Source organism: Candidatus Pelagibacter sp. PS_06, from assembly GCF_059418045.1.
In genome coordinates, this window is sequence record NZ_CM182078.1 from 438,468 (window position 1) to 465,443 (window position 26,976).

Genomic DNA, 26,976 nt, shown 5'->3' on the forward strand with positions numbered 1-26,976 from the left:
TAACTTTAATACTTTATTTAAATAAATTTACTAATGATTTAAATACATAATATGGCTCCTTTAAAAAATTGGGATAACAAAACTTGGTTATCATCTAAAAAATATATTAACTCTTTTAATAGATTTTTATTAAAGCAAATAAAGCTAAATAAAAATTCTAGAATTTTAGATATTGGCTGTGGAAGAGGAAAAATCTTAGATGATTTATCAAATAAACTAAAATTATTAAACAAACCTATTGGCTTAGATATAGAAAACCATAAAGACAAAAGTAAAAAGATAATTTTTAAAAAAATTGATGCACTATCTTATGTGTCAAAAACAACAATTACTTTTGATTTAATATTAATAAAACAAACAATTCATTTATTGAAAAAAAAACAAGCCATAAAACTATTATCTATTTGTAAAAACAAACTAAATCCTAATGGAAAAATTATCATTTTAAGTCTAGATCCTAACAAAAATGAAATACCCACATTTCAACTAATGAACAAAAAGCTGAATATTTCATTAAAAAAAGATGAAAAACTATTCAATTTGATTTTAAAAAATCAAAATAAGTTCGTTATTAAAAAATTCACTTTTGATGTGAAAATTTCAAAAAAAAAATATCTTCATATGATCAAAAAAAGATATATTTCCACTTTACTTAATTTCAATGATAAACAATTAGAAAATGGTTTAAATGAAATTAAAAAAGATTATGGAAAAGTATTAAAATTTAAAGATAGATTAATTACTTTTATTATAAAAAAATAATTAAAGCATCTTCTTTAATAAATTATCATCAAAAAATAATTTATGAACAATTACTGCAAGTATATGAATTATAATCAGACCTATTAGTACATAGTTTGAAACAACATGAATGTCATAAAATAATTCACCTAACTCAAAATTGTCTTGAATTTGAATTTTTTTATAAAAGATTGTCAGTGTCTCACCATTAAATAATTTTTTTAAAATCCCAGATATAGTGATTGATAGAATTGTCACATACAATAACACATGATTTAGTTTGGCTAAAAATTTTTGACCTGTAAAAACGCTTGGTCCAAGCTTAGGAGTTGGATTTAATGACTTATAAAGTAATCTTAAAATTACTAAGTAAAATATAGATAAACCAATGGTGATATGAATATTTTCTAAATTTATTCTTTCAGTTCCAAAATCTAAATCTACTAAATAAAATCCAAGAGGAATTTGCACAAAGAGTAGTAGAGCACTTATCCAGTGTAATAATTTTGAAATTAAACCATACTCTGCTAAAGTATTTCTAACATGCATAGTTCAATTAAACATATTGTTAAGAATATTGGAATTAGTTTATTTCTAATAATTTCAATACTTATTAGTACTCATGCGAATTCAGAACAATCAGCTGAGGAAATTATAAAAAATAGAAAAGCTTTATTCAGCAAAAACTATAGTACAGCTAAAAAAGTTCAATTTTTGTCTTCAAAAAGTGAATTTGATGATGCAAAGAAACTAATGTTAGAAATGAGTGAAAATTACAAAACCTTAATTGAGTTGTTTCCTGAAAATACTAAAGAGGGATTTAAAACTGAAGTAACACCTTTAATATGGGAGGAAAAAGATAAATTTAATTCTTTGATGAAAAAATCTTCAAATGACATGATTGAACTTGCATCAATTATTGAAGAGACAGATAATATTAGAGGTGTAATTGGAAAACTAATGTGGGGTAATTGCAAAGCCTGTCATTCAATGTATAGAGTAGAACATTAAATTTCTTAAATTTTAAACTTACATAATAATGATACCCCTAAAAATCAAAGAACACCTAGATAATTATATTCATCAAGAAGTTTATGTTCAAATAGCTGTGATTAAAGGTAAGGAAAAAGTATCCACTAAAGCTGCAATTGAAGGTTATTTTAATTCAAATCATTTTAGAGATTTGTCTGAAGGAAGACCTTATGATCATTTTATTGATGGACTGAATGATAAATGTTTAATCAAGTTATTAAATTCACCCATGAAAGATAAAGTAACTGATGATGAGGTAATAAATGGACTTCAAAAAAAACTTAAAGAGCTAAATAATGAAGAGTTAGAAAATACTTTTTGGGAAATTGAAACTGGTGAGTTTGTTAACAACAATCAGATTAAAGATCTTGAGCAAGAAAGAGATCAAATGATTGAAAGTTTAAATCTTAATAATAAAGATAACGTACACAAAGTTTTAATGGATTTTTGTAAAAAATATGAAGAATTATGCATTATTAAATATCCTGACGCACCACTTCCATTGGAGATATTGAAATCTACTGGTTCCTAATCATTGGATAAACTTTAGGATTTAGGTATTTTAAATTTGTAATCATTATTAATGCTAAGGTAACCAATCCAATACTCAATCCTAAGTTAAATAAAACTTTAAAATCAAAAGCCCAGACTAATTCAAAAATATTCTCCATAATAAATTTAGAGGCAGTTACCGCAAAAAAGGTTGCTATCAATATTACAGAATTAAAGATTATTAAAAATTCGATTAAGGAAGATAAAATAACTTCTTTTTTTGAAAACCCTAAAATTTTAAATACTAAATTTTGATATTCTTTAACTTTTCCTTGAACCATAATAGCGCTAGAAATAACAATTAATCCTATAATAATAGTGACTGCTGAAATAAGAGTAACTGCTATGAAAACTTTGTTCAAAACATCGGTTACTTTATTCAAATAATCTGCAATCTTAATCATGGATAAACTAGGTAATACATCTAACATTGAAGTCTCATCAAACTTTTCAATTGTTTCAAATTTTGCAGTTGCTAAATATTCATGAGGAATATTATTTGCAAATTGAGGATTAAATAACATAGCAAAATTAATACTGAGATCACGATAATCAACCGCTCTAAAATTAACTATCTCTCCATCAATTTCTCTACCATAAATATTTAGCGTGAATACATCGCCTAATTTAATATTTAAATTTTTTGCAACTTCATCATCTAAAGAAATTTGAAGTTGGTTAGGTTTGGTAATATCCCACCATTTACCTTCAGTTAATGGATTATCTTCTGGAACTTCATCTACCCATGAAGATCTTCTATCACTACCAATTACCCAGTAACTATCATTGTCAGGTTTTATATAAGTATTTGGATTAATCCCGTTAATCTTAATAATCCCAGATGACACCATCGGCACTACTTCAATTTTTGCATTAGCATCCATATTAAGTATGTTTTTTTCAAAAATTTCTTTTTCTCCCTTTTGAATACCAACAAAAAAATAATCAGGAGCAATATCAGGTATGGATTTTGCAATTTCTCTTTGAAAATTAGTACCAACTAACGCTAGTGTAAGCAGTAAAGTAACTCCTAAACCTAAAGACATAATTGTAATTGGAGTAATACTTTTTGTCTGGGTTATATTTTTAATGGATACTTTTAAAGATATATTGGAAGTAGATTTAAATTTTTTTAAAAAATAAATGATTATTTTTGAAAGTAGAAAAAAAACTATTAAACAAACAAAAAAAGCAACAAAATATCCAAGACTATAAATAGGTCTTTCAGATCCAAAACTAAATAATAATACCAAAATTGATAATAAGATTAGGCTTAAAGCTGTAGATTTTTTTGAATAATAAAATTCTAAATTTTGAAAAACATTTCTAAATAAATTTGAGGCTTTTACTTGATCGATTGAACTAATGGTTGGGATTGAAAAAATAATAAGAACTAATAACCCAACTAAAAATATTTTAATAAAATTTATAATCGAAAATACTGGGGAAACATTTAGCCCTAATCCATCAGATAAATATTGATCGACAAAAGGTACAATTAAAAAACTTGAGCCATAAGCAAAAGTTGTGATCACCAAAAGTAAGATAAATAATTGAAGATAATAGAGTGTTTTAATATTACCTGAATAAAATCCAACTGCTTTTCTAACTGCAATAGACATATTGTTTTGATTAATAAAAGAGAGAAGAGTATTTGCTATCCCAATTCCTGCAATCAACATTGCACTAATTGAAACTAGTGATAAGAACTGTGAAAAATTGTTGATTATTCTCTTTAATCCACTTGCAGAATTCTCAGGATACCTAAGTTTAACTTTTTGATCATCTTTAAATATATTCTCTATTTTTTTTTCTATTTTACCAGCATCATCTGTTTCATTGAATTTTATTTTGTATTCATAATTTAAAAAGCTGCCAATTCCATTAAGTTTCAAAATTTCTAATGTTTGATCTCCTGCAAGTGCCCAATCACCAAAAGCAACAAACCCACTGACATCAGGGACGGATTTTACAATTCCTATAATTGTAAATAATTGATTTTGAACTTTAATTTTTTCATTAATTTTTAAGTTTAAATTTTTTGATAAACTTTCATTTATTAACAAAGTATTGGGTTCATTATGCATTCTATCAAATGCGCCAGCAGGCTCATAATCAACAGAGCCATATAAAGGATATTTAGTATCTACAGTTTTAATTCTAGTAAACAGAGATTTGTTTTTGTCTCTACCAATGGTTGAGATCATTGTACTAAATTCAATCATTTGAGAAACGGTTGCAAACTCTTTAACTTGATTGACTAGTTTAAGACTTCCTTCATTACGATTATAGTCAATTTCAAGGTCGCCACCTAACAGGGCTTTAGCATTATCATTTAATTCTTTTTTTAAACTATCTTCAATGGTGAAGATGGCACTTAAAATGAAAAGACTGATAAAAAGAGTTACAATAATACTAGTTAATTTTTTATAATTTCTGCTTAAATCTTTTAAAGCATACTTAATAATTAGATTAAATTCAGACGGATTATTTAATTTTTCCATCTTTAATTCTAATTTTTCTTTTAGCTTTGTTAGCTAATTTTGGATCATGAGTTACCATAATGAGTGAGGAACCTTCTTCTTTCACGTATTTAAATAATATATCGGAAATCATTACTGAATTTTCAGTATCTAGATTTCCAGTAGGCTCATCCGCTAAGATTAATTCTGGTTTCATCGCAATCGCTCTTGCTATCGCAACTCTTTGTTGTTCTCCGCCAGATAGTTGGCTTGGTAAATTATTAAATCGATGATTAAGTCCAAATCGATCTAATAATAGTTTTGCTTCTTTTTCTGGGTTTTTGAATTTATTCAGTTCAAGAGTTAAGGCTACATTTTCAACTGCTGTGTAATTGGGGATTAAATAAAATGACTGAAATATAATTCCAATATTTTTTCTTCTAATTTCTGAGACTTCATCTTCGCTTAATTTTGTAATCTCATGATTTTGAAAAAAAATTTTTCCAGAAGTAGCTTTTTCTAAGCCTCCAATTAACATAATAAGACTGGTTTTTCCTGATCCACTTTCACCAACAATAGATATTGTCTCTTTTTTCTTAGTAGTTAAGTTAACATCTTTTAAAACTCTGATATTATCTTTACCTGTTTGGTATTTAAGATTTACTTTATTTAATTTAAGAAGAATGCTCATGAATAAAAGTTTTATTATTAAAATAATCGTACTCTGTCTAGTCACCATAAAGGTAAGTGCAATAGAAAAAGTAATTTTGTTTGGAGATAGTTTAATGGCTGGCTATGGATTGCCTAAGGAACAACATTTATCAGTAGTTTTACAAAATAGTTTAGAGGTAGAAGGACATAAAATTAAAATCATCAATGGCAGTGTTTCAGGGAGTACATCAGCAGGTGGATTAAATATAGCTGAGTGGACATTATCCCAATCTAATATCGATCTAATGATCTTATGTCTTGGAGCTAACGATATGTTAAGAGGCATTAATCCTAAGGAAACTAAAAATAATTTAGAAGAAATAATTCAAATCGCAAAAAACAAAAAAATAAAAATAATCATTACAGGAATGATTGCACCTACTTCGTATGGTTCTGAATATAAGGAATCTTTTGATAAAATTTTCTTTAACTTATCTAAAGAATATAATTTGCAATTAATTCCATTTCTACTTGAAGGTGTAGCACAAAAACCTGAATTTAATTTAAGTGACGGCATGCATCCAAATGACCAAGGCACAATTATCATTGGTAACACACTAAAAAAAGCTATCTTAAAAAATCTATAAAGACTTAATATTATTTTTTTGTTATCGTTTTTTCATGAAAAAGATTCTATCTATTATTATTTTATTTCTTTCAACCTCACCCTTAATTGCAAATGATAGAAATATTGAGTTGGATAAATTATTCTTAGAATTAAAAAAAAACATTCCATCTTTATCATCAGGAATAGCCCAACAAATTTGGATGTTATGGAGTACTCATCCTACAGATCAAAAATTGACATCTCTTTTAGATGAAGGATCAAGGTTAGTTCAAGATCAACAATTAAATAGAGCGATCGATGTTTTTTCAGAAGCGATTGAATTAGATCCAGCTTGGGCTGAGGCTTGGAATAAAAGAGCAACAGTATTTTATATGGTTGGAGAATTTCAAAAATCCCAAGATGATATTGATAAAGTTTTAGAATTAGAAGAAAGACATTTTGGAGCTTTAGCAGGGCAAGGAATGGTCAATATAAAGTTAAAGAATTACGATAAAGCAAAGAGAAGCTACCAAAAAGCTCAAGAAATTTACCCTGCAATGAAATCATCCAAGGTAATGATTGAACAAATTGAAGAGTTAATTAAAAGACAATCAATTTAATTAATTAAAAATTTTAAAATCAATCACTAGATGAAAAAAACCACACCTCCGTCTAAGGCAATGTTGACGCTTGCAAGATCTTTAAGTTTTAATGCTCAGAACTATATTCCAAAAGGTGGGGTATCCTTTTCTTTATTTAAGGTAGAAATTTTATCAGGATTAACAGTTGCATTAGCATTGGTGCCAGAAGCGATAGCTTTTGCTTTTGTTGCAGGAGTTGCACCTTTATCTGGTTTGTATGCTGCATTTATTGTTGGATTAATTACTGCTGTATTTGGTGGAAGACCTGGAATGATATCAGGTGCAACAGGTGCTCTTGCTGTAGTGATGGTCTCATTGGTAACTGAACATGGTGCTGAATATTTATTTGCAACGGTTGTTTTAATGGGAGTTTTACAATTATTAGCTGGTGTTTTTAAACTAGGAAAATTTATAAGAATGGTACCTGAGCCTGTGATGTTAGGTTTTGTCAATGGACTAGCAATCGTAATTGGCATTTCTCAACTAAGTCAGTTTAAAACTATAAATGATCTTGGACAATCAGTTTGGATATCAGGAGATATATTACTTTATTCTATTGTTTTTGTTTTACTTACTATGTTTATCATTTGGTTCTTGCCCAAGCTTACAAAAGTAGTTCCATCAACTTTAGTTGCAATACTTTTAACAACAGTATTAGTTCTTGCTCTTAAAATTGATATTCCAAGCGTTGGAGATTTAGCTAGCGTTAAAGGAGGATTGCCTTATTTTTCAATTCCAAATGTTCCATTAAATCTTGATACATTAAAAATTATTTTTCCCTATGCATTTATCTTAGCATCGATTGGATTAATAGAGAGCTTGTTAACTTTAAACTTAGTAGGAGAGATTACTAATAAAAGAGGTGGGGCCAGCCAAGAATGCTTAGCTCAAGGATTTGCAAATTCAGTAACTGGTTTTTTTGGAGGAATGGGTGGTTGCGCCATGATTGGTCAATCAATGATCAATGTAAGATCAGGTGGTAGAACGCGTTTAGCTGGTATTGCCGCTGCAGTATTTTTATTAATTTTTATTTTATATACCTCAAATTATATAGAGATGATCCCTATTGCAGCTTTAGTAGGGGTAATGTTTATGGTGGTGATTGGAACTTTTGCATGGAATTCAATTAAGTTTTTAATGATGGTGCCAAAAAGTGACGCCCTAGTCACGGTGCTTGTAACGGTTGTAACAGTGTTAGAAGATTTAGCAGTTGCAGTGATTGTAGGGGTTATTGTGTCAGCTTTAGTTTATGCATGGAAAACTGCTTCAAGAATTAGAGCTATCGAGAGACCTTCAAAAACAGATAAGGGTGCTAAAGTTTATGAAATTGAAGGACCTCTGTTTTTTAGTTCAGCTAATAGTTTTTTAGAATTATTTACTCCTGAACAAGATCCAAAGTTAGTGATTGTTGATTTTGCAAAGTCTAGAGTAATCGATCAGTCTGCATTAAAAGCAATTGAAGATGTTGCTCATAAATATAATAGTTTTGGAAAAAAAATTAAATTAAGACATTTAACTAAAGATTGCCATAAGCTTTTGAGTAAAACAGGTCAGTTGGTAGTTGATAGTGATGACGATCCTGATTACAGTTTAGCTGTTGATTATGGAGTTAAATTGAAAATATTTGGTAAATAAAACTCACTATTAGTTATGAGTATTCAATACGATGTAATTATAATAGGAGCGGGTGCAGCTGGCATGATGAGTGCTATTGAAGCTGGCAAGCGTGGTCGTAAAGTCTTGTTAGTTGATCATTATAAAAAAATAGGCGAGAAGATTAGAATTTCTGGAGGAGGTAGATGTAATTTTACTAATATCAACACTAATCCAAGCAAATTTCTCTCTCAAAACCCAAAGTTTGTAAGATCAGCTCTAAGTCAATATACCCAAAACGATTTTATCAATTTAATAAATAAGTATGAGATTAAATTTCATGAAAAAAAATTAGGACAATTATTTTGCGATCATAGTGCTCAACAAATTGTTGAAATGCTACTTAAAGAATGTGAGTTGGCAAATGTAACTGTTTTAAAAGAATTTATTATAAAGAATGTTGATAAAGATAATGATCAGTATCTTGTATCAACGGAAAATGAAGAATATTCATGCCAATCTTTAATTGTTGCAACTGGTGGATTATCAGTTCCTAAAATTGGTGCGACTTCATTTGGTTATGAGGTTGCTAAGAAATTTGATCACAACATTATTGAAACCTTACCTGCTTTAGTGCCCTTAACGTTTAATGAAAAGATATTAGAAATCTGTAAAGAGTTAACTGGTCTTTCTGTTGAAGCGATAGTCTCATTTAATAAAGTTTTATTTCAAGAAGGAATGTTATTTACGCATAGAGGTTTAAGTGGTCCTTCTATTTTACAAATTTCATCTTACTGGAAACAGGGTGATAATATTAAAGTTAATCTTTCACCAAAATTAAATGTTTACGATTTATTAGAAGAAAAAAGAAAGTTAAATCCAAAATTTGATATCTTAAATATCGTAAGTGAAATTTTACCCAAAAGATTAGCTCAAATTATTTGCAACGAAAATAAAGTAACTGGAAATATTTCTGAATTATCTAATAAAATATTAAAACAACTAAGTGAGAATATAAATTCTTGGTTAATCAATCCAACAGGATCAGAAGGGTACAGAACAGCAGAAGTCACTTTAGGTGGGGTTAATACTAAAGAATTATCATCAAAAACAATGATGTCTAATAAACACAAAAATTTATTCTTTATTGGTGAAGTAGTTGATGTAACTGGACATTTAGGTGGGTATAATTTTCAATGGGCTTGGTCTTCTGGTTATGTTGCGGGCCAATATGCTTAAAACCACCGTATCGACTTAATCTATTCTATTTGCTAAAATAAAACTATGTGTGGAAGATATGTGGTTAAAAATCCGGTTACTAAAACTAGCAAATTAGTTAAATCTGCAATTCAAGTAGAAGATACCGAAAATTATAACGCTCATCCGTATCAAAAGCTTCCAGTTATTAAAAAATATAAAAATGGGAACACATTAGAATCTCTTAAATGGGGCTTAATTCCAGGTTGGGCTAAAGATAAAGATTTTAAAGCTTTAATTAATGCAAGATTAGAGACCATTGATGAAAAAGTTTCATTTAAAAAACTAATTAAGAACAATAGATGTGTTGCAGTAGCCGATGGTTTTTATGAATGGAAAAGAGAAGAAAAAGAGAAAACTCCTCATTATTTTACAAGAAAAGATACTAAAACAATATTCTTTGCAGGTATTTATGAAGAGGATCAATTTTGTTTAATTACAGAAGAAGCAAAAGATAACAATACTGAAATACATCACCGTCAACCAGTTATCATTAATCAAACAGATGTTAATCGATATTTAAATTTAGAGTTACAAGGTTCAGTATTTTTAAAGGAATGCAGTAAACCAGATCTTATTTTTCATGAAGTTTCAAAAGATGTTAATAAACCTACCAATAACAGTACTTCATTGGTTCAAGCTGTTTAGAAAATTAGACACTTGTTACAAGTTTAAGTACTCTTAAATAAATGAACAATTTATATCATTCAGATATTTATAAATTTGATACTCCAGTCAGTAGTTACTGGGAAGATAATTCAAACGAAAATTTACAAATAGATAAACTTACAAAAGATACTAATTCAGAAATTGTAGTGATCGGTGGAGGATACACTGGATTACTTTGTGCAATTAATTTAATAGAAAATCATAACTTAGATGTGATTTTAGTTGAAGCTGGAAAAATAGGTTGGGGTGCATCTTCAAGGAATGCTGGATTTAACTGCTTACCTCCAAGCAAGATGTCTTTTAAAAAAATGCAATCTATTTATGGGGTAGATGAGACAAAAAAGTTTTTTAAAAATTCAGTAGAGGGCTCAAACCACACTAAAGATATCATTAAAGAATATAATATTGATTGTGATGTAACCGGAGACAGTAACTATGTCGTTGCTCATCATAAAAATAAATTTGAGCAAATTAAAGAACAAGCTGAGGTTTATAAATCTGAGTTTGGTATTGAAACTAAAATTTATTCAAAAGAAGAATTTAATGAAATTGGACATGTAGGAACTGAACAATATGGAGCATTTTCATATAAACCAGGATTTGCAATCAATCCTCTTAAATTTGTAAATGGTATTGCAAAATATGCTTTATCAAAAAAATTAAAAATATTTGAACACACTAAAGTTGATAAAATAGACAAAGAAAATGGATCTTATATCTTAAAAACTAAAGAAGGATTTATTCGATCTAAGAAAATAGTAGTTGCAACGAATGGTTTTTATCAAGAAGGGTTAATTCCTCAAATGGATGGAAGAGTACTTCCTGTCATTTCAAATGTAATAGTAACTAGAAAACTTAATGAGGATGAACTGAATGCTCATAACTTTAAAACATTTTCACCCATCTCTAACACTAAAAACCTTTTGTATTATTATAGAAAGTTGCCTGATAACCGAATTTTATTTGGAACCAGAGGAGATTTAACAGGAAGCGACCAGTCAAATTTAGCAATGTCCATAAAAATGGAAAAGTTTTTAAAAGATATTTTTCCGAAGTGGTCCAATGTTACAATTGATTATAACTGGCGTGGGTTAATTGCCTTATCTCAAAAGCTTGCCCCATCTATTGGCAAAATTGAAAATGAAGAGATATATTATGGATTTGGCTATAACGGGGTAGGGGTTAGCGCAGCCCCTTGGACTGGAAAACAATTATCTAAGCTAGTTTTTTCATCCAACAGTAAAGATCTTAATATCTCAAAGATTTATAAAGGATTACCTAAAAGGTTTATTTTTCCTCAATTAAGGACATTTTATTTTAGATTAGCTGTGTGGTTTTATGCAATTAAAGACAAGTTAAACATTTGATATATTGATTTATATTAATAAAAATTATCTAAGATAAAGAATTAACAGTAAACAGGAGAAAAAATGTTAAAAGTATATTTAGCGGGTGAAATTCACACTAATTGGCGTGAAGAAATAATTGAAAATTGTAAAAAACAAAATTTAGATATTCAATTTTCATCTCCTGTAACTGATCACCCGTCATCAGATGATTGCGGTGTTGAAATATTAGGCGCTGAAGAAAAAAATTTTTGGAAAGATAGAAAAGGTGCCAATATCAATTCAATTAGAACCAAAAAGTCTATTAAAGACAGTGATGTGGTCGTTGTAAAATTTGGCGAAAAATACAAACAATGGAATGCAGCTTTTGATGCAGGATATGCATCTGCATTAAATAAATCAATTATTGTTATACAAAATGAAGATCATCAGCATGCTTTAAAAGAAATAGATGCTGCAGCCTCAGCTGTTGCCTCAGATCAAATGCAGGTGGTAAGAATATTAAAGTATGTTTTAGAGGGAACTTTAAAATAAAAATTTTTGATCTTAATTAATATAATTTTAATATGACTGAATTTATAAACTTGTTCTTTAATCAGTATTTAAGAATATTTGTTGGGGTAATATTAGTAGGTTTGATCTGCTTTTCTTTATATTATTCTTATAAAGATAAAATTAAAAAACTTTTTGGGATTAATCATGACAATAAAAGTTAATAAAAATTTAGAAGAACAAGTTACTTATCTCCAGCAAGAATTATCAGACTTAAGTAATGAGCTTTATTCTCAACAAAAAGAGATTAAAGTTCTTAAAAAAGAAATTACTGATTTAAATAAGAGAATTATAGAAATGGATGGGGAGATTGCATCAGGGGTCATTAAAGAAGATAAAAAACCACCTCATTATTAATATTAATGAGCACAGATAATAATTCAAAAGGAATTGTTTTAATCCTTATCGCTATGAGCTTGTTTTCAATGCAAGATGCATTGATCAAGTTTATATTTGAGCAATCTGCTCTTTATGAAATATTCTTTTGGTAATGAGGGGTTGAGAATGTTTCAATATTCATTTAAAATATAGATTATGCTAACTTATATTATTCCATTCATTATCTTGATTTTAGTTGTGGTATTTATCCACGAATATGGTCATTATTATTTTGCAAGAAGATATGGGGTAGGGGTCACTGATTTTTCTATAGGATTTGGTAAAGAAATATTTGGTTGGAATGATAAATCAGGTACCAGGTGGAAGATCTGTTGGATCCCACTTGGAGGATACGTCAAGTTTTTTGGAGATAGAAATGTATTTTCACAAGCTGATCATGAAAAAATATTAAAACAATACAATAAAGAAGACCAAAAAAAGTTATTTGTTATAAAACCCTTATATCAAAGAGCTTTAATAGTATTTGGTGGGCCTTTAGCTAATTTCATATTAGCGATAGCAATATTCTTTTGTATTTATACTTTTGTAGGTAAAGATTTTACCCCAGCAATGATCACTAAAGTTCAAAAAGATAGTCCAGCTATGGTTGGTGGACTTCAAGATAATGATATTATTTTAGAAATTGATGGCAGTAAAGTTGAAAGCATTATGGATGTTGCAAAATTTATCACAACATCAACAGGGGACATAATCGATTTTAAAGTTGAACGATTGGATCAAGAATATTTAATAAAAGTTAAACCTAATATTGTCTTTAGTGAAGATAATCTAGGCAATATGATTAATAAAAGAATGGTCGGCATTCAACTTGGAGCAGTTAATAATGAAATTAACCATGTAAAATTAGGACCTGCTCAAGCAATAATTCATTCATTTAAAGAAGTGTATTTTGTTAGCGCTTCTTCTCTAAAATACATAGGAAGTATGATTAAAGGGAGTGGGGACACTTCTCAATTAGGAGGCCCTATTCGAATTGCAAAAATTACAGGACAAGTTGCTGAAATTGGTATCTTACCTTTTATCTCAATAATGGCTTATATTTCAATAAGCCTTGGTTTAATTAACTTATTTCCAATACCAATGTTGGATGGAGGACACTTAATGTTTTATGCATTTGAGAAGGTTTTAGGACGTCCTTTATCACAGAAAATGCAGGAAGGTTTTTTTCGAATCGGAATGTTTTTGTTGATATCATTGATGTTTTTTACAACCTTTAATGACCTAAAAGACCTAGGTTTATTCAATTAATTTAATATTTCTAGAAGTCTAAAAGATAAGTAAAATCAACACTTATTTATCTTTATACAAGATATTGTATCTAAAAAAAATTTAGACACTAAAAAAAAGCTTGATTTATCAACCTTTATAATAAATATGAATATTAACCAACATAACCGGAGCTAAAATGAACAAAAAACAATTAATTGCACAGCTTTCAGGCTCTCTAAATTTGAGTAAAGCCGATGCTGAAAGAACATTTGATACAATTACCAACACTATTTTAGATGCACTAAAAGGTGATGATTCAGTAAAAATTGCTGGATTTGGTACTTATAAAGTGGCTAAGAGAAAAGCTAGAGTTGGAAGAAACCCGAGAACAGGTGAGCAAATTCAAATCGCCGCTTCTCAAAAAGTAAAATTCTTACCAGCAAAAGCTTTAAAAGAAGTATTCAATAAATAATTATTTTTTTTAACAGCCCTAACGTCTTTAAAAAACGTTTAGGGCTGTTACTATATGCAAAAACTGCATACCCATTTTTCCTAATCAGCGTTAGTTTTTAAAATTAATAAAATTATAAGTTATCTCTACAACAGGAGGTCTTATGACTAAATTAATAAAGAGAATAACTGCACCATTACTAAGTTTAGTGTTTTTACTAAACATGAGTAGTGCAGGTATGGCAGAGACAACAGTGTCTGCTGAAGTGGGGTTTATTTTTAATACTCTATTATTTTTAATTTGTGGTTTCCTTGTCATGTTCATGGCGGCAGGTTTTGCAATGCTAGAATCTGGTATGGTAACTTCAAAAAGTGTTTCAGTAATTTGTGCAAAGAACATTGGGCTTTACGCAATTGCTGGAATTATGTTTTGGCTAGTTGGTTACAACTTAGCTTATGGTATTCCAGAAGGTGGATATATTGGAACATTCACACCATGGTCAGATGCAAGTGCAATTGATACTGGTTATGCAGATGGTTCTGATTGGTTTTTCCAAATGGTATTCTGTGCAACAACAGTTTCAATTTGCTCAGGTGCTATGGCAGAAAGAATCAAGTTATGGCCGTTCTTCTTATTTGCGGCTATTTTAGCTGGAGTAATTTATCCAATCGTAATGGGTTGGCAGTGGGGTGGAGGCTGGTTAGCTGAAATCGGTTTCTCTGACTTTGCTGGTTCAACTTTAGTTCACTCAACAGGTGGTGCAGCTGCATTAGCAGGTATTATTTTGTTAGGTGCTAGATCTGGAAGATTTGACAATAAAGGTCAACCAAAAGCGTTACAACCATTTGCGGCATCTTCTATTCCTTTAGTAACAATAGGTGTGTTTATCCTATGGTTAGGTTGGTTTGGATTTAATGGTGGATCTCAATTAGCATTAGGAACTTTTGATGATGCGGTTGCGATTTCAACAATTTTTATCAATACAAATCTTGCAGCTTGTGGTGGTGTATTAGCAGCAGGTGTGATTACAAGATTAATGTTTGGTAAAACAGACGTAATTCAAATGTTAAACGGAGCAATTGGTGGCTTAGTAGCTATCACCGCAGAACCTTTAGCACCATCACCATTTGCAGCAATTTTAATTGGAGCAATTGGTGGATTGATCGTAGTGTTTGGAACTAAATTATTATTTAATTTTAAATTAGATGATGTTGTAGGTGCAATACCAGCTCACTTATTTGCTGGAATTTGGGGTACACTTGCAGTTCCACTAACTAATACTGATGCAAATTTTAGTGCTCAGCTAATTGGTGTGCTTTCAATTAACATTTTTGTATTTGTGGTGTCTTACATCGTGTGGTCGATAATGAAGGGCTTATTTGGTATCAGATTAAGCAAAGAAGCTGAAATTAAAGGTACTGACGTTACTGAAACAGGTGTAATTGCTTACGCGATACGAGACTAATTGTATGCAATAAAGAGGCTCTTCGATCTCCATATTGTTATCTCATTGGAGAGCCTCTAAAAAAGAATAACTATCTCTCTCCTATAGTTACAAAAGGCCCCTTTTTGGGGCCTTTTTTTTATACACATGTTCTATCGTCATAACTCTTTTGATTAATCAGCAATTCTTAAAATAAAAAACTTTAATAAAAGTACCATCATAACAAGGAGAGATAATGATTAATTTATTTAAAAATTTAACAATTAGTTCTGTAATCTTTTTCAGCATTACAGGTTTAGCCTCAGCAGAAACTACTATATCAGCTGAAGGACAATATATTTTTAACACTCTAGGTTTTTATTTAGGTGGTGTATTAGTTGCATTTATGGCTGCAGGATTTTGTATGCTTGAGTGCGGTTTAGTAACGACTAAAAGTGTATCAACAATTGCTGCAAAAAATATTGGTAAATTTGCTATAGCGTCAATTGTATTTTTTCTATGCGGTTATAATCTTGCATATGGAATACCTGAGGGTGGGTACATAGGAACATTCAAAATTTGGAGCGATGCTTCAGAAATTGGAACTGGTTATTCAGATTATTCTGATTGGTTTTATCAAGCAATGTTTGTTTGTGCGACGGTATCTATAGTATCTGGTGCTGTTGCAGAAAGAATTAAAATTTGGCCATTCTTTATTTTCTCAGCAATTATGGCTGCATTTATTTATCCAATCTCTATGGGTTGGCAGTGGGGTGGTGGTTGGTTAGCTACTGCTGGTTTTTCTGATTTTGCTGGATCTACTTTAGTTCATGCTTGCGGTGGTGCTGCAGCATTAGCAGGAGTAATAGTTTTAGGTGCAAGAGCTGGTAGATTTGGAAAAAAAGGAGAAACTAAATCTTTAGTTCCTTTTGCTGCTTCTAGCATTCCTTTAGTTACACTTGGAACATTTTTATTATGGTTTGGCTGGTTTGGTTTTAATGGTTTCAGTCAATTAGCAGTTGGAACTTTTGATGATGTTACAGCAATTAGTAAAATTGCAGTTAACACTCATTTAGCAGGTGCAGCTGGAACAGTAACTGCAGCGTTAGTTACTCGATTAATTGGTGGTAAAACAGATATCATTATGATGCTAAATGGTGCTTTAGCTGGTCTTGTTGCAATAACTGCTGAACCTTTAAACCCAAGTCCAATCCTTGCAATGGTAATTGGTTCTATCGGAGCCATCATAATGTACTTTGGAACTAAGTTTCTAGAGTCGAAACACATAGATGATGTAGTCGGTGCAATCCCAGTTCATATGTTTGCAGGTATTTTTGGAACAATGGTTGTTCCAATTTCAAATCCAGACACAACATTTGGAACACAGTTTACAGGTGTACTAGCAGTTTGTGTATTTAGTTTTGTACTTTCTTATATAGTTTTTAAAACGCTCAAAGAAACTATTGGCTTAAGAATTAGTGCTCAAGCAGAAAAACTTGGAACTGATGTTGCTGAAGTTGGTGTTAAAGCTTACGCGATCAGAGACTAAAAAATTATCTCTCTATAACGTTAAAGGTCCCTTAGAAATAAGGGGCCTTTTTTATTTTTGTGAAAGGTTTTTAAGGAATTCCAAGACTTCTTTTGCGTGATCCTTAACTTTAACGTTGTCCCAAATCTTTATAATTTTACCCTTTTTATCTATTAAAAAAGTAGTTCTAAGGACGCCCATAAATTCTCTGCCCATAAACTTTTTTTTACCCCAAACTTTATATTTCTTAAGAACTTTTAGCTCTTCATCAGCCAATAAATCAAATTTTATCTTATATTTATCCCTAAATTTATCATGACTTTTTAAATTATCTTTAGAAACTCCATATACTTCACATTCTAATTTTTTAAATTTAGTAAGTGATTTATTAAAATCATTAGTTTCAATAGTGCATCCTGGGGTGTCGTCTTTTGGATAAAAGTAAATAACAATATATTTACCTATTGAATTTTTTATTGAGTAATCATCTTTTGAAGTTGATGGAAGTTTAAAATTTGGAGCTTTAGTGTTAATTTTTAACATAATTGTCTAGCAATATAATGTTTTTGATATAATTTAAAATAAAAATTATGACTATAAAATCAATTCAAACTTTAGTTTCAGAAGCGATGCAAGAAATAAAAACAATTAATGCTAATGAAGCTTTAAAAATGGTTGAAGATAACAATTGCAATTTAATTGATATCAGAGATGCTCGTGAATTAGAAAGCACTGGTAAAGTAGAAAATTCAGTTCACATACCTAGAGGAATGTTAGAAATTTATTTGGATCCTAACAGTGCTTTGTTTCAACAAGGTGTTTTAGATCAAAATAAAGAAATGGTTTTATTTTGTGCTGGTGGTGTAAGATCTGCTTTAGCAGTTAAAGCTTTAAAAAATATGGGATATGAAAAAATATCACATATAGAAGGTGGTTTTGGCTCAATTAGTCAAAGCAAATTTAAAATAGTTTAATTTAATTCTTCAAGAGCATATTCAAGACGATCTTGTCCCCAAAAAATTTTATTATTAACAATAAACGTCGGTGCGCCGAATACTTCTTTTTTAAAAGCATCACTAGTTAATTCTTTTAATTCATCTTTTGTTGATTGTTGTTTAATTTTCTCAAAAAAGATTTTACTATCTATTTCTAAGTTTTCTAACAATTTTAAAAATTCTTTCTCAGATGATAAATTTAAATTATCTTTCCAATAAGCATCAAAAAAAACATTTAAGTATTTATCTTTTTGATTATCATTAACTGATAAATAGCCACGCATTATTGAAAGAGAATTAATTGGAAATTTTGAATTCCATATAAAAGAAATATCATTTTTTTTTGAAACTAATTCACAATCATTTTGCATATTTTTCATCTTATATTTATTAAATGCAGGAGCGCTTATTCCTGCTAGATTATGAAGTCCACCTAATAAAATAGGTTTGTAATTAAAAATAACTTTTTTATTTTCTTTAATTTTTTGTATTTTTTTGTGAGCTATGTAAGAATAAGGGCTTATTATATCAAAATAAAAATCAACATAACTACTCATACAAATTCATTCTTTTTGCGTAGAAAATTCTAATAATCCAATAAAAAAATAAACCAATTGGCCCAATTAAATAAGTAACGATCAAAGGGATTGCTACCAAGATTTTATGTATGTAAAATTTTTGAGAGTCTTTAACGATCCACCCACCTATAAATAAATTGATTGCAATAAAATGAGTCCAAAAAAGCATCAAATATAAATGATCCTCAAACAATATAGAAAGTTCATCCAACCCTAGATATAACGTAAAATTACCAACAAAATCGTAACCAAGTAAATAAGATTTATATAAAACAAAAATATAAGCACCACTTAAAATAAATATTGGAAATATTGAGGCTACAAAAATTCTAGCTAAATGAGACTGTGGAAAAAAAATTAGTATAAACCAAAAAGGTAATACACCTATATTGATCCACATATAAAGTGTCTCAATAGTAAAATAAGTATAAATTTGTTCGATCATTTATATATATTATATAAAATCTACCCATGATTCCTATAAGAAATAGAAAAAAAACACTCCAAGTAACAGTGGAAGAGATGAGAAACTTTGCATTTGCTTATGTTGAAAAATACGCACCTTCAAAACAACAGTTAAAAACTTATTTACTTAAAAAATATATGAAACTCTCTTCTTCTGATGTTAAAAAAAAAGACGTCAATAAATTGATTGATATTGTTTTATCAGATCTAGAAAAAAATAAATTTATAAATGATCAATTTTATTCTGAAAGCAAAGCAAAAAGTATGATCCAAAGAGGAAATTCTATTAATAAAATCAGAAATTATTTAATAGGAAAAGGAATTCATGGTGAATTTATAAAAGATACTGTTGATAAGATCAAAGAAGATAACTCTGACCAAGATTTTTTCTCTGCTATAAAAATTTGTAAGAAAAAAAGAATAGGGCCAGCAAGAGCTGAAGATAATAGAACATTATTTTATAAGAAAGATATATCTTTATTAGCACGAAACGGATTTGATTTTGAAACCTCAAGAAAAGTAATGGATATAGAAAAAGATGAATACCTTAAAATAATCAATCTACTTTAGTTTTTTTATCTTTTTCGTCTTCAACTAAATTATTAATTTTTTGTCTTACATAGTTTTTAACAAATACAAAAACTAATAAGCCAAAAATTGAAACGGAAACTATTATAATAAGTATAATTCTTAACTGCTCATCCATTATAATATATTTTTACTCTTTAAAATTAAGCTTGGGTTTTTTAAATCTTTTTTCCCATAAAGTATTTCATCTCCATTAAAATCAGTAACAGTACCACCCGAATGTATTAATATTGCATGACCTGCTGCTATATCCCATTCATAAGCTCTTGGTTCAGCAACATAGCCATCATATTCACTTGCTGCAACCACACAAAACTTAAGTGAACTTTTCATTCTCACATTTTCAACCACACCAATATCTTGATAGATTTTTTGAATTTCAGGTTTAATTTTATTTGAGTAAGAAATAAATTTAATTGGTCTAGTAACAGTATCCTTTTCATTTAGTTTTGTTGTTTTTCCGTCACTTAATTCATAAGCATCACCTTCACCATAAGAATAAAACATTCTTTTTTTGGCAGGAGCATAAATTAATCCTGCAGCAGGTTTATTGTTAATAATTAATCCAGCGTTAATTGTGAACTCTTCTAAGTTATTAATATAATCGTATGTTCCATCTATAGGATCAACCAACCAAAAATCTTTTAATTTAGTATTATCTTTATTGTCAGATGTTTCTTCTGATATACTTGGTATATTTGGTGTAATTTCAGATATTTTTTTTGTTATAAACTTATTAACTTCAAGATCACCATTACTCACAGGTGTGTTGTCAGATTTAATTTCTTTTTTTAATCCTTTTTCTCTTAGGGAAATTGATAGGTCTCCAGCTTTTAAAAAAGGATCAATTAATTTTTCTACTATTATTTTAATATTCATTTCAAATTTATTTAATTCGTTTTAATTCAACATTTTTAGCATGAATTACTTTTTTCCCAGCATTTTCAAAATTAACTGTTACTTTGTCATTGATTATGGATTGAACCTGTCCAATACCCCAGTCTTTATTGTTTGGATTAGTGACTTTGTCACCTGGTTCGTAATCTAAAATCATTTAATTTAACTTATATTGTAAATAAGTATAAATACCACCTTATGAATAAAGAATTAAACTCTATTGGAATTAATAAAAAACCCGAGGATACTACAGTAGTAGTAGCCATGTCTGGTGGAGTAGACTCTTCAACTGTAGCCGGGATTATGAAAAATGAAGGTTATAAGGTTATAGGAATAACTTTAAAACTTTATGATGATGGAAAAGAAGTAGCTAAATCTAAACAGTGTTGTTCTGGACAAGACATCATGGATGCAAAACGTGTTGCTCATAAACTAGGAATTGAGCATAAAATTTTATATTATCAAGATAAGTTTAAACAAGGTGTAATAGATAACTTTGTTAATAGTTATTTAAATGGGGAAACCCCAATACCATGTGTTCAATGCAACCAAACTGTAAAATTTAAAGATTTATTTGAAGTTTCTAAAGATCTCAAAGCTGATGCATTAGTAACGGGTCATTATGTAAAAAATATTACTGCAAATAACTCCAACAATATGTACAGAGCAATTGATGAAAATAGAGATCAAAGTTATTTTTTATTCAATACAACTCGTGAACAATTAGATTATTTAAGATTTCCGTTAGGGGGAATGTTGAAGAACAAAACAAGAGAAATTGCAAAAGAGTTAGATTTAAATGTTGCTGATAAACCAGATAGCCAAGACATTTGTTTTGTACCCAATGGAGATTATGCATCAGTGATTAGAAAATTTAGACCAGACTCTTTTCAAAAAGGAAATATTAAGAATTTGGAAGGTAAAGTAATCGGTGTTCATGATGGAATTATTAATTTTACAATTGGTCAAAGAAAAGGGATTAAAGTTTCAGATAAAGAGCCTTTGTATGTTCTAAAAATAAATTCAGAAAATAATGAAATAATAGTTGGGCCAAAAGAAAATCTTGGAAAAAAAAACATATCCCTTAAAGATCTAAATTTATTAACTGACAAAAAAGATCTAGATAAAAATATTTTTGTAAAAGTGAGATCTACCGGAAATCTTCTTGAAGCAAAAGTTGAAGTAAAAGCTGATAATACAGCTCAAGTAAATTTACTTACTCCCGAAGATGGTATTTCACCAGGACAAGCATGCGTATTCTACAGCAAAGACCAATATGGCCATAAAGTTCTTGGGGGTGGGTGGATTAAAGAATAGAAGAATTATTTCTTCTTATTTTTTCTCTTAGCTCTTCTCTTTTTAGAGCCTTGTTTTCTTCTACCTCTATGTTTCTTCGGGTAACTCATTCAGTCCTATTTATTAATTTATTGACGTTTTTTACGGGATATAGCATTGTCTTCTTAACATATCAAATTTTATTATGAGCAATTCTTTTAAAACCTTTTTAAAGCACACGGCAAAAGACTTTCATAATCAGTCTGTTAATCCACCAATTGTACGAGCTTCAACGATTATTTTTAAATCGATGCAAGATATTAGAAAAACACAAGATAAAGCAAAAAAAAACCCCACAGGAGGACACTTTGATTATGGAAGACAAGGAACTTCAACTACTCATATTTTACAACAAATTTTATCCAAACTAGAGGAAAGTTATTTTACTTTTTTAACACCAACAGGTTTTGGAGCTGTTTTTCTTGCAATTTTTAGCGTCACAAGACCTGGTGATGAAATTGTAGTAGCTGATCCAGTTTACAGTCCAACTCGATTACTTTCACAAGATTTTTTAAAAGAATTTAATATTAAAACAACTTTTTATGATCCACATGATCTTAAAACATTAGAAAAAGCTATTACAAAAAAAACTAAATTAATTTTTGTTGAAAATCCAGGAAGTAATACTTTTGATTTTCAAGATTTAGGCAAAATTATCTCTATTGCAAAAAAAAATAAAATTTTAACTGCAATTGATAATACATGGGGAACTCCATATTTTTTAAAACCTATTAAGCTTGGGTTTGACATGTCGATTGTGTCGGCTACAAAATATTATTCTGGACACTCTGATGTTATGGGAGGAAGTTTAGCAGTTAACAAAAAAGTTTTCGCAAAAGTAAAAGCAGCAGAAAGAGTGACGGGTTTAAGGTTAGGACCCGACGATGCTTATTTAATAACAAGAGGATTAAGAACTTTAGATGTTAGGTTGGATAGACATAGGGAGAATGCAAAAAAAGTTGCAGGGTTTTTATCCAAATTTAAAAATATTACGTTGTTATATCCATATAAAAAAGATTCTTATAATTTTAGAATGTGGAAAAAATATTATTCTGGAGCTTCAGGTTTGATGGGTTTAAGAATTAAAGCTAAAAGTGAAAAAGTGGTTGTTAAATTTGTCAATAATTTAAAATTATTTGGACACGGTTACAGCTGGGGAGGGTTTGAAAGTTTGGCATTGCACCAAAATGTAAGAGAACAAGGAAATAGAAAATATCTCAAGTTAGAAAAAAATGAACATATTGTTAGATTACATATAGGTTTAGAGGATCCTAGCGACCTTATCGCTGATATAAAGCAATCACTAAAACATTTAAAGTGATCTTTAAATGTCATCTGAAAAATTTATTAAAAATAAAACCGTCTTAGTCACTCTGATTTCAGCCTGCGCAATTGTAATTGTGTCTCTTGGAATTAGACAAACGTTTGGGATGTTTTATTTTGATTTTTCAACTGACTTAGGAATTACTCTTTCACAATTTGGATTTGCACTAGGTCTGCAAATGCTTCTTTGGGGAGTTTTTGGTCCTTGGTTTGGTGTCATTACAGACAAGTATGGTGGACATATAGCTGTATCTATTGGTTTTGTTTTTTACTTAGCAGGTATCTTATTACTTTATTCACAGTACAATACAGGACTATATTTTGTAACTGCAATAGGTGTGTTAATTGGTGTTGCACTTGGAGCAACAGCAATAAGTATTCCAGTTTCAGTTGTCGCCAAACATTTTCCCCAATCTAATAGAACTTTAGCAATGGGAATTGTTACAGCTTCAGGCTCGTTTGGATATTTTATATCACCAATATTTGTAAGATACTCACTAGTAGAAAATGGGTGGGAAAATACTCTTTTAATTTTTGCAGCATTTATTGTTATAGGATTAATTTTAGCTTTCTTTCTAACCACGCCAAAAAATGTTGTTGGAGGGAAAATAAATGACAACCAAACAGCTTTAGAAGCCTTAAAAGAAGCTTTTGATAATAAAAGTTTTATTTATTTAACCCTAGGATTCTTTGTTTGTGGATGGCATATAACATTAGTTGCAACACATATACCCGTTTATATAAGTGATAGGGGCTTACCCGAATGGTGTACAGTAACAATCTTATCAATGATTGGTTTATTTAATATATTTGGAACATTAACATCGGGATATTTAGCTCAAAAATTTAGCAAAAAAATAATTCTTAGTATAATTTATTTTGCAAGAGGCCTGGTAATTGCTATATTTATTTTTCTACCACCTAGCCCAATCATAGCTATATTTTTTGGTATGGCTTTTGGTTTTCTTTGGCTTTCAACGGTTCCTCCTACCATGGGGTTAGTGGGCTTTATATTTGGCACAAAATATATAGGACTATTATATGGTATTGTTTTTTTGAGTCATCAAGTTGGTTCTTTTTTTGGAGCATACCTTGGAGGAGTATTTCATGATTTATATGGTTCATATGATTATGCTTGGTACATATCTATTGCTTTATCAGTCTTTGCAGGCTTGATACATCTACCCATAATAGAAAAACAAGTTCCAAGACTTCAAACAGCTTAGAAAATTGATTAGAGAAAATTACTTAGATAGAATTAATAATTCAAATAAACCTTTTGTAATTTACAAAAAAAAAAAAGGTTTTGACCTTTATACTGATTTCTCAAAAAAAATAATTTTGAATAATAGAAATATTAAAGATTTTTTAGATACAAAATTTAAGCTTAAAAAAAATTATAAAAATACAGATTTATTAATAGGTTTCTTTGGGTACGAACTATTGAATAATCTTATTGGGATTAAATTACCAAAACAAAAAAGTATAAATTTTCCTAAAGGTATTTTTTATAAGCCAGAATCTAAAATAAGCTTAAAAGAAGACCTTGTTTATAAATCAAATAAAACCAGTAAAATAGCTAAAAGTTTTAAGATAAATATAAACCAGACTGCATACACAAAAATTTTTAATAAGTTTAAGAAAAAGATAAGATCAGGAGAAACTTATCAGATTAAAATATGTACAAAATATAAGAATAAATCAAAAATAGATCCTTTAGATTTTTTTTGTAGACTTGCTAAATCTAATTTAGCACCTGAAGCTTTTATGATTAAAGATAAAAACTTTTCAATTATCAGTTGCTCCCCTGAAAATTTAATTACAAAAAATGGTATGAATATATCAACCAAACCAATAGCCGGTACCTTGAGAAAGACATCAAAAATCAATAATAAAAAAGCTTTAACTTTTTTTAGAACCAATATTAAAGAGACCAAAGAGCACAACATGATTGTTGATATGGAAAGAAATGATCTTTCAAGAATATGCCAGCCAGGAACTGTAAAATTAAAAAAAGAAAAAACAGTTGAGGAATATAAAGACTTATATCATTACGTAAGTTTAATTACTGGCAAACTAAATAAAGGTGTAAAAAATATTGAAATTATAAAAGCAATGATGCCTGGTGGTTCTGTTATTGGATGTCCTAAAATAAGTACTCTTAATCTTTTAAACAAACAGGAAAAAGAGAATAGAAATATTTATACAGGTAGCTTTGGTTATATAAAATTTAATGGTGACATGAAGTTCAATATTATTATTAGATCAATTTTAAATTATAAAAATATATCTGAAATTTCAGTCGCATCAGGTGTTGTAATTGACAGTAATGCAAAACACGAATTTAACGAGAACTTTATTAAAGCTAAAGCATTAATAGATTTATTTAAATGATATATGTTATAGATCATAAAGACTCATTTACACACAATGTGGTGCATCAATTATCTTTATTTGATAAAGTAGAATGTGATGATTTTTCAAAGATTAATAAATCAAAATTAAATAAAGCATCTACGATTGTTTTTTCACCAGGTCCTGGATCACCAAAGAATTATCCATTATCTTCAAAAATTTACAAACAATTTAAAGGTAAAAAAAAAATAATTGGAATTTGTCTTGGTTTTCAACAAATACTATTTAGTGAAGGAGCTAGTATAATTGAACAAAATAAAATTTATCATGGATTTCAATCTGAAGTACTAGTTAATAAATCTAGTAAGTTGTTTATTGCTGGTAATAAATTTAAAGTGGGTAGATATCATTCTCTAAAACTAAAAGAACCTTTTAATGCAGAAAATTTTGACATAACGATGAGATGTGTTATTTCAGGAGCCGCAATGTCATTTGAAAATAATGTTGATAAAATATATGGATTTCAATTTCACCCAGAATCATTTCTTACTATAAATGGTAAAATACTTATTAAAAAAATCTTATCGACTTAAAGACCTCAAGGAAATTAAATTCAACGATTTATGGGGCGGCCATGGTGTATTTACTACAATGTGGATTTATGGAGCTCCACCAAAAATTCTCTTTTTAAAAGATCATATTAATAATTTAGTTAAATCCACTAAATCTTATTCAATTGTAAAACCAACTATCAAATCTGATATATTAAGATCAATTAAAGACAACGTAAATTTAACAAAAAAATATAATCATTTGTTAAGAATAGCACTTAATAAAAACACTTTATCAATTTCACTTAGAAAACGTATTAAGCCAAATTTAAATTTTGATTTAAAATTAGTTAAATTAAAAAGACAAAAACCTGAGTTTAAAAATTTAAAATATAAAGAAATTTTAAAACATTTGTCAAAACTTGATAATTCAAGATCAGACATTGGATTGTGTTCAAATAATAAGATTTTTGAAACTGGAACTTCTAATTTACTTTTTATAAAAGATAATAAATTCTTTTCACCAAAAGAGAAATTTTATAAGGGAATTACTTACAAATTTTTTAAATCAAAAATAAAAAAAATTTATAAAAAAGATATCTTAGTTAATTCTTTAAAAGAGTTTGATGAAATTCTTTTAATTGGATCTGGAAAAGGTGTTGCTTCAGTACAAACCATTAATCAAATAAAGTGGAAAAGAAAAAGTCTAAAATTTTACAATATTCTTTCTCAACATTATAAATCTGCTGTAAATAAGTGTGCTAAATATAGATAAA

At 29.0% G+C, this 26,976-nt stretch carries 33 protein-coding genes; 24 read left to right on the forward strand and 9 right to left on the reverse strand.

Annotated features, from left to right (window positions below; genetic code table 11):
* Nucleotides 1-51 precede the first annotated feature (51 nt).
* Nucleotides 52-762, forward strand: coding sequence for a methyltransferase domain-containing protein (locus AC5SLZ_RS02000; protein ID WP_494615951.1), 711 nt, complete (start codon nucleotides 52-54; stop codon nucleotides 760-762).
* On the opposite strand, the gene AC5SLZ_RS02005 is transcribed toward AC5SLZ_RS02000, so the two are convergent.
* Nucleotides 763-1,290 carry a cytochrome b gene (locus AC5SLZ_RS02005; protein ID WP_028037166.1) on the reverse strand — a complete coding sequence of 176 codons (528 nt, stop codon included), beginning with the start codon at nucleotides 1,288-1,290 and terminating at the stop codon, nucleotides 763-765. It abuts the gene before it with no gap.
* Here AC5SLZ_RS02005 and AC5SLZ_RS02010 point away from each other — a divergent pair.
* On the forward strand, nucleotides 1,285-1,752 hold the full coding sequence (locus AC5SLZ_RS02010) for a cytochrome c (protein WP_494615952.1): 468 nt from the start codon (nucleotides 1,285-1,287) through the stop codon (nucleotides 1,750-1,752). The two genes, AC5SLZ_RS02005 and AC5SLZ_RS02010, sit on opposite strands and share 6 nt — an antisense overlap.
* A 28-nt stretch (nucleotides 1,753-1,780) precedes the next feature.
* The gene (locus AC5SLZ_RS02015) at nucleotides 1,781-2,305 is read left to right on the forward strand and encodes a hypothetical protein (protein ID WP_494615953.1); all 525 of its coding nucleotides are present in this window, start codon (nucleotides 1,781-1,783) and stop codon (nucleotides 2,303-2,305) included.
* On the opposite strand, the gene AC5SLZ_RS02020 is transcribed toward AC5SLZ_RS02015, so the two are convergent.
* Together AC5SLZ_RS02020 and AC5SLZ_RS02025 are read right to left on the reverse strand one after the other, a co-directional pair.
* Nucleotides 2,292-4,829: an ABC transporter permease gene (locus AC5SLZ_RS02020; protein WP_494615955.1), complete on the reverse strand. Its 2,538-nt coding sequence runs from the start codon at nucleotides 4,827-4,829 to the stop codon at nucleotides 2,292-2,294. The genes AC5SLZ_RS02015 and AC5SLZ_RS02020 overlap by 14 nt on opposite strands.
* Nucleotides 4,813-5,478, reverse strand: coding sequence for an ABC transporter ATP-binding protein (locus AC5SLZ_RS02025; RefSeq protein ID WP_028037162.1), 666 nt, complete (start codon nucleotides 5,476-5,478; stop codon nucleotides 4,813-4,815). The genes AC5SLZ_RS02020 and AC5SLZ_RS02025 overlap by 17 nt, the downstream gene beginning before the upstream one ends.
* Between AC5SLZ_RS02025 and AC5SLZ_RS02030 the strand changes: the two genes are divergently transcribed.
* From AC5SLZ_RS02030 to AC5SLZ_RS02090, 13 genes are all read left to right on the forward strand, one after another.
* On the forward strand, nucleotides 5,477-6,085 hold the full coding sequence (locus tag AC5SLZ_RS02030; protein ID WP_034412435.1) for an arylesterase: 609 nt from the start codon (nucleotides 5,477-5,479) through the stop codon (nucleotides 6,083-6,085). The genes AC5SLZ_RS02025 and AC5SLZ_RS02030 overlap by 2 nt on opposite strands.
* Nucleotides 6,086-6,119: 34 nt before the next feature.
* Nucleotides 6,120-6,665 carry a tetratricopeptide repeat protein gene (locus AC5SLZ_RS02035; protein ID WP_494615956.1) on the forward strand — a complete coding sequence of 182 codons (546 nt, stop codon included), beginning with the start codon at nucleotides 6,120-6,122 and terminating at the stop codon, nucleotides 6,663-6,665.
* A 30-nt stretch (nucleotides 6,666-6,695) separates the two neighbouring features.
* Nucleotides 6,696-8,321: a SulP family inorganic anion transporter gene (locus tag AC5SLZ_RS02040; protein ID WP_494615957.1), complete on the forward strand. Its 1,626-nt coding sequence runs from the start codon at nucleotides 6,696-6,698 to the stop codon at nucleotides 8,319-8,321.
* 15 nt (nucleotides 8,322-8,336) lie between these two features.
* A complete protein-coding gene (locus tag AC5SLZ_RS02045) occupies nucleotides 8,337-9,518 on the forward strand; it encodes a BaiN/RdsA family NAD(P)/FAD-dependent oxidoreductase (RefSeq protein ID WP_494615959.1) in 1,182 nt (393 codons plus the stop codon).
* A 45-nt stretch (nucleotides 9,519-9,563) separates the two neighbouring features.
* Nucleotides 9,564-10,184 carry an SOS response-associated peptidase gene (locus tag AC5SLZ_RS02050; RefSeq protein WP_494615960.1) on the forward strand — a complete coding sequence of 207 codons (621 nt, stop codon included), beginning with the start codon at nucleotides 9,564-9,566 and terminating at the stop codon, nucleotides 10,182-10,184.
* A gap of 41 nt (nucleotides 10,185-10,225) precedes the next feature.
* Complete coding sequence (locus AC5SLZ_RS02055) at nucleotides 10,226-11,572, forward strand: NAD(P)/FAD-dependent oxidoreductase (RefSeq protein WP_494615962.1); 1,347 nt, start codon at nucleotides 10,226-10,228, stop codon at nucleotides 11,570-11,572.
* 63 nt (nucleotides 11,573-11,635) lie between these two features.
* Complete coding sequence (locus AC5SLZ_RS02060; protein WP_494615963.1) at nucleotides 11,636-12,085, forward strand: YtoQ family protein; 450 nt, start codon at nucleotides 11,636-11,638, stop codon at nucleotides 12,083-12,085.
* Nucleotides 12,086-12,250: 165 nt separating this feature from the next.
* Nucleotides 12,251-12,460: a SlyX family protein gene (locus AC5SLZ_RS02065; protein WP_028037154.1), complete on the forward strand. Its 210-nt coding sequence runs from the start codon at nucleotides 12,251-12,253 to the stop codon at nucleotides 12,458-12,460.
* Between the two features lie 5 nt (nucleotides 12,461-12,465).
* Nucleotides 12,466-12,594, forward strand: coding sequence for a hypothetical protein (locus tag AC5SLZ_RS02070; RefSeq protein WP_494615964.1), 129 nt, complete (start codon nucleotides 12,466-12,468; stop codon nucleotides 12,592-12,594).
* A 43-nt stretch (nucleotides 12,595-12,637) separates the two neighbouring features.
* A complete protein-coding gene (rseP, locus tag AC5SLZ_RS02075) occupies nucleotides 12,638-13,750 on the forward strand; it encodes an RIP metalloprotease RseP (RefSeq protein ID WP_494615966.1) in 1,113 nt (370 codons plus the stop codon).
* 157 nt (nucleotides 13,751-13,907) lie between these two features.
* Complete coding sequence (locus AC5SLZ_RS02080; RefSeq protein ID WP_028037150.1) at nucleotides 13,908-14,183, forward strand: HU family DNA-binding protein; 276 nt, start codon at nucleotides 13,908-13,910, stop codon at nucleotides 14,181-14,183.
* 142 nt (nucleotides 14,184-14,325) lie between these two features.
* A complete protein-coding gene (locus AC5SLZ_RS02085; RefSeq protein WP_494615967.1) occupies nucleotides 14,326-15,627 on the forward strand; it encodes an ammonium transporter family protein in 1,302 nt (433 codons plus the stop codon).
* 214 nt (nucleotides 15,628-15,841) lie between these two features.
* Entirely contained in the window at nucleotides 15,842-17,134 is a 1,293-nt protein-coding gene (locus AC5SLZ_RS02090) for an ammonium transporter (protein WP_028037148.1), read from the forward strand.
* 51 nt (nucleotides 17,135-17,185) lie between these two features.
* Here the strand turns inward: AC5SLZ_RS02090 and bcp are convergent, their stop codons facing one another.
* Nucleotides 17,186-17,656, reverse strand: coding sequence for a thioredoxin-dependent thiol peroxidase (gene bcp, locus AC5SLZ_RS02095; RefSeq protein ID WP_494615968.1), 471 nt, complete (start codon nucleotides 17,654-17,656; stop codon nucleotides 17,186-17,188).
* A 47-nt stretch (nucleotides 17,657-17,703) separates the two neighbouring features.
* Here bcp and AC5SLZ_RS02100 point away from each other — a divergent pair, with 47 nt between their 5' ends.
* Nucleotides 17,704-18,087, forward strand: coding sequence for a rhodanese-like domain-containing protein (locus AC5SLZ_RS02100; RefSeq protein WP_028037146.1), 384 nt, complete (start codon nucleotides 17,704-17,706; stop codon nucleotides 18,085-18,087).
* Here the strand turns inward: AC5SLZ_RS02100 and AC5SLZ_RS02105 are convergent.
* Nucleotides 18,084-18,665 (reverse strand): 2-hydroxychromene-2-carboxylate isomerase, encoded by a 582-nt coding sequence (locus tag AC5SLZ_RS02105; RefSeq protein ID WP_028037145.1) that lies wholly within the window; start codon nucleotides 18,663-18,665, stop codon nucleotides 18,084-18,086. The genes AC5SLZ_RS02100 and AC5SLZ_RS02105 overlap by 4 nt on opposite strands.
* On the reverse strand, nucleotides 18,658-19,131 hold the full coding sequence (locus tag AC5SLZ_RS02110; RefSeq protein ID WP_494615969.1) for an ABA4-like family protein: 474 nt from the start codon (nucleotides 19,129-19,131) through the stop codon (nucleotides 18,658-18,660). The genes AC5SLZ_RS02105 and AC5SLZ_RS02110 overlap by 8 nt, the downstream gene beginning before the upstream one ends.
* Nucleotides 19,132-19,157: 26 nt before the next feature.
* Here AC5SLZ_RS02110 and AC5SLZ_RS02115 point away from each other — a divergent pair, with 26 nt between their 5' ends.
* A complete protein-coding gene (locus AC5SLZ_RS02115) occupies nucleotides 19,158-19,721 on the forward strand; it encodes a regulatory protein RecX (RefSeq protein ID WP_494615971.1) in 564 nt (187 codons plus the stop codon).
* On the opposite strand, the gene AC5SLZ_RS02120 is transcribed toward AC5SLZ_RS02115, so the two are convergent.
* From AC5SLZ_RS02120 to AC5SLZ_RS02130, 3 genes are read right to left on the reverse strand one after another with little or no spacing between them, the layout of a single operon-like run.
* Complete coding sequence (locus tag AC5SLZ_RS02120; protein WP_028037142.1) at nucleotides 19,708-19,857, reverse strand: hypothetical protein; 150 nt, start codon at nucleotides 19,855-19,857, stop codon at nucleotides 19,708-19,710. The two genes, AC5SLZ_RS02115 and AC5SLZ_RS02120, sit on opposite strands and share 14 nt — an antisense overlap.
* Nucleotides 19,857-20,618 (reverse strand): 3'(2'),5'-bisphosphate nucleotidase CysQ family protein, encoded by a 762-nt coding sequence (locus tag AC5SLZ_RS02125; protein WP_494615972.1) that lies wholly within the window; start codon nucleotides 20,616-20,618, stop codon nucleotides 19,857-19,859. The genes AC5SLZ_RS02120 and AC5SLZ_RS02125 overlap by 1 nt, the downstream gene beginning before the upstream one ends.
* Before the next feature lie 7 nt (nucleotides 20,619-20,625).
* Nucleotides 20,626-20,793: a DUF3553 domain-containing protein gene (locus AC5SLZ_RS02130; protein ID WP_023648687.1), complete on the reverse strand. Its 168-nt coding sequence runs from the start codon at nucleotides 20,791-20,793 to the stop codon at nucleotides 20,626-20,628.
* 41 nt (nucleotides 20,794-20,834) lie between these two features.
* Between AC5SLZ_RS02130 and mnmA the strand changes: the two genes are divergently transcribed.
* The 6 genes from mnmA (at nucleotide 20,835) to AC5SLZ_RS02160 (ending at nucleotide 26,975) form a co-directional block, all read left to right on the forward strand.
* A complete protein-coding gene (mnmA, locus tag AC5SLZ_RS02135) occupies nucleotides 20,835-21,953 on the forward strand; it encodes a tRNA 2-thiouridine(34) synthase MnmA (protein ID WP_494615973.1) in 1,119 nt (372 codons plus the stop codon).
* A gap of 163 nt (nucleotides 21,954-22,116) precedes the next feature.
* The gene (locus AC5SLZ_RS02140) at nucleotides 22,117-23,292 is read left to right on the forward strand and encodes a trans-sulfuration enzyme family protein (RefSeq protein ID WP_028037139.1); all 1,176 of its coding nucleotides are present in this window, start codon (nucleotides 22,117-22,119) and stop codon (nucleotides 23,290-23,292) included.
* A 7-nt stretch (nucleotides 23,293-23,299) separates the two neighbouring features.
* Nucleotides 23,300-24,520: an MFS transporter gene (locus tag AC5SLZ_RS02145; protein ID WP_494615975.1), complete on the forward strand. Its 1,221-nt coding sequence runs from the start codon at nucleotides 23,300-23,302 to the stop codon at nucleotides 24,518-24,520.
* A gap of 4 nt (nucleotides 24,521-24,524) precedes the next feature.
* On the forward strand, nucleotides 24,525-25,688 hold the full coding sequence (locus tag AC5SLZ_RS02150; RefSeq protein WP_494615976.1) for a chorismate-binding protein: 1,164 nt from the start codon (nucleotides 24,525-24,527) through the stop codon (nucleotides 25,686-25,688).
* Nucleotides 25,685-26,242, forward strand: coding sequence for an aminodeoxychorismate/anthranilate synthase component II (locus AC5SLZ_RS02155; RefSeq protein ID WP_028037136.1), 558 nt, complete (start codon nucleotides 25,685-25,687; stop codon nucleotides 26,240-26,242). The genes AC5SLZ_RS02150 and AC5SLZ_RS02155 overlap by 4 nt, the downstream gene beginning before the upstream one ends.
* A complete protein-coding gene (locus tag AC5SLZ_RS02160; protein ID WP_494615977.1) occupies nucleotides 26,205-26,975 on the forward strand; it encodes an aminotransferase class IV in 771 nt (256 codons plus the stop codon). Before AC5SLZ_RS02155 ends, AC5SLZ_RS02160 begins: the two co-directional genes overlap by 38 nt.
* Nucleotide 26,976: the final 1 nt, after the last annotated feature.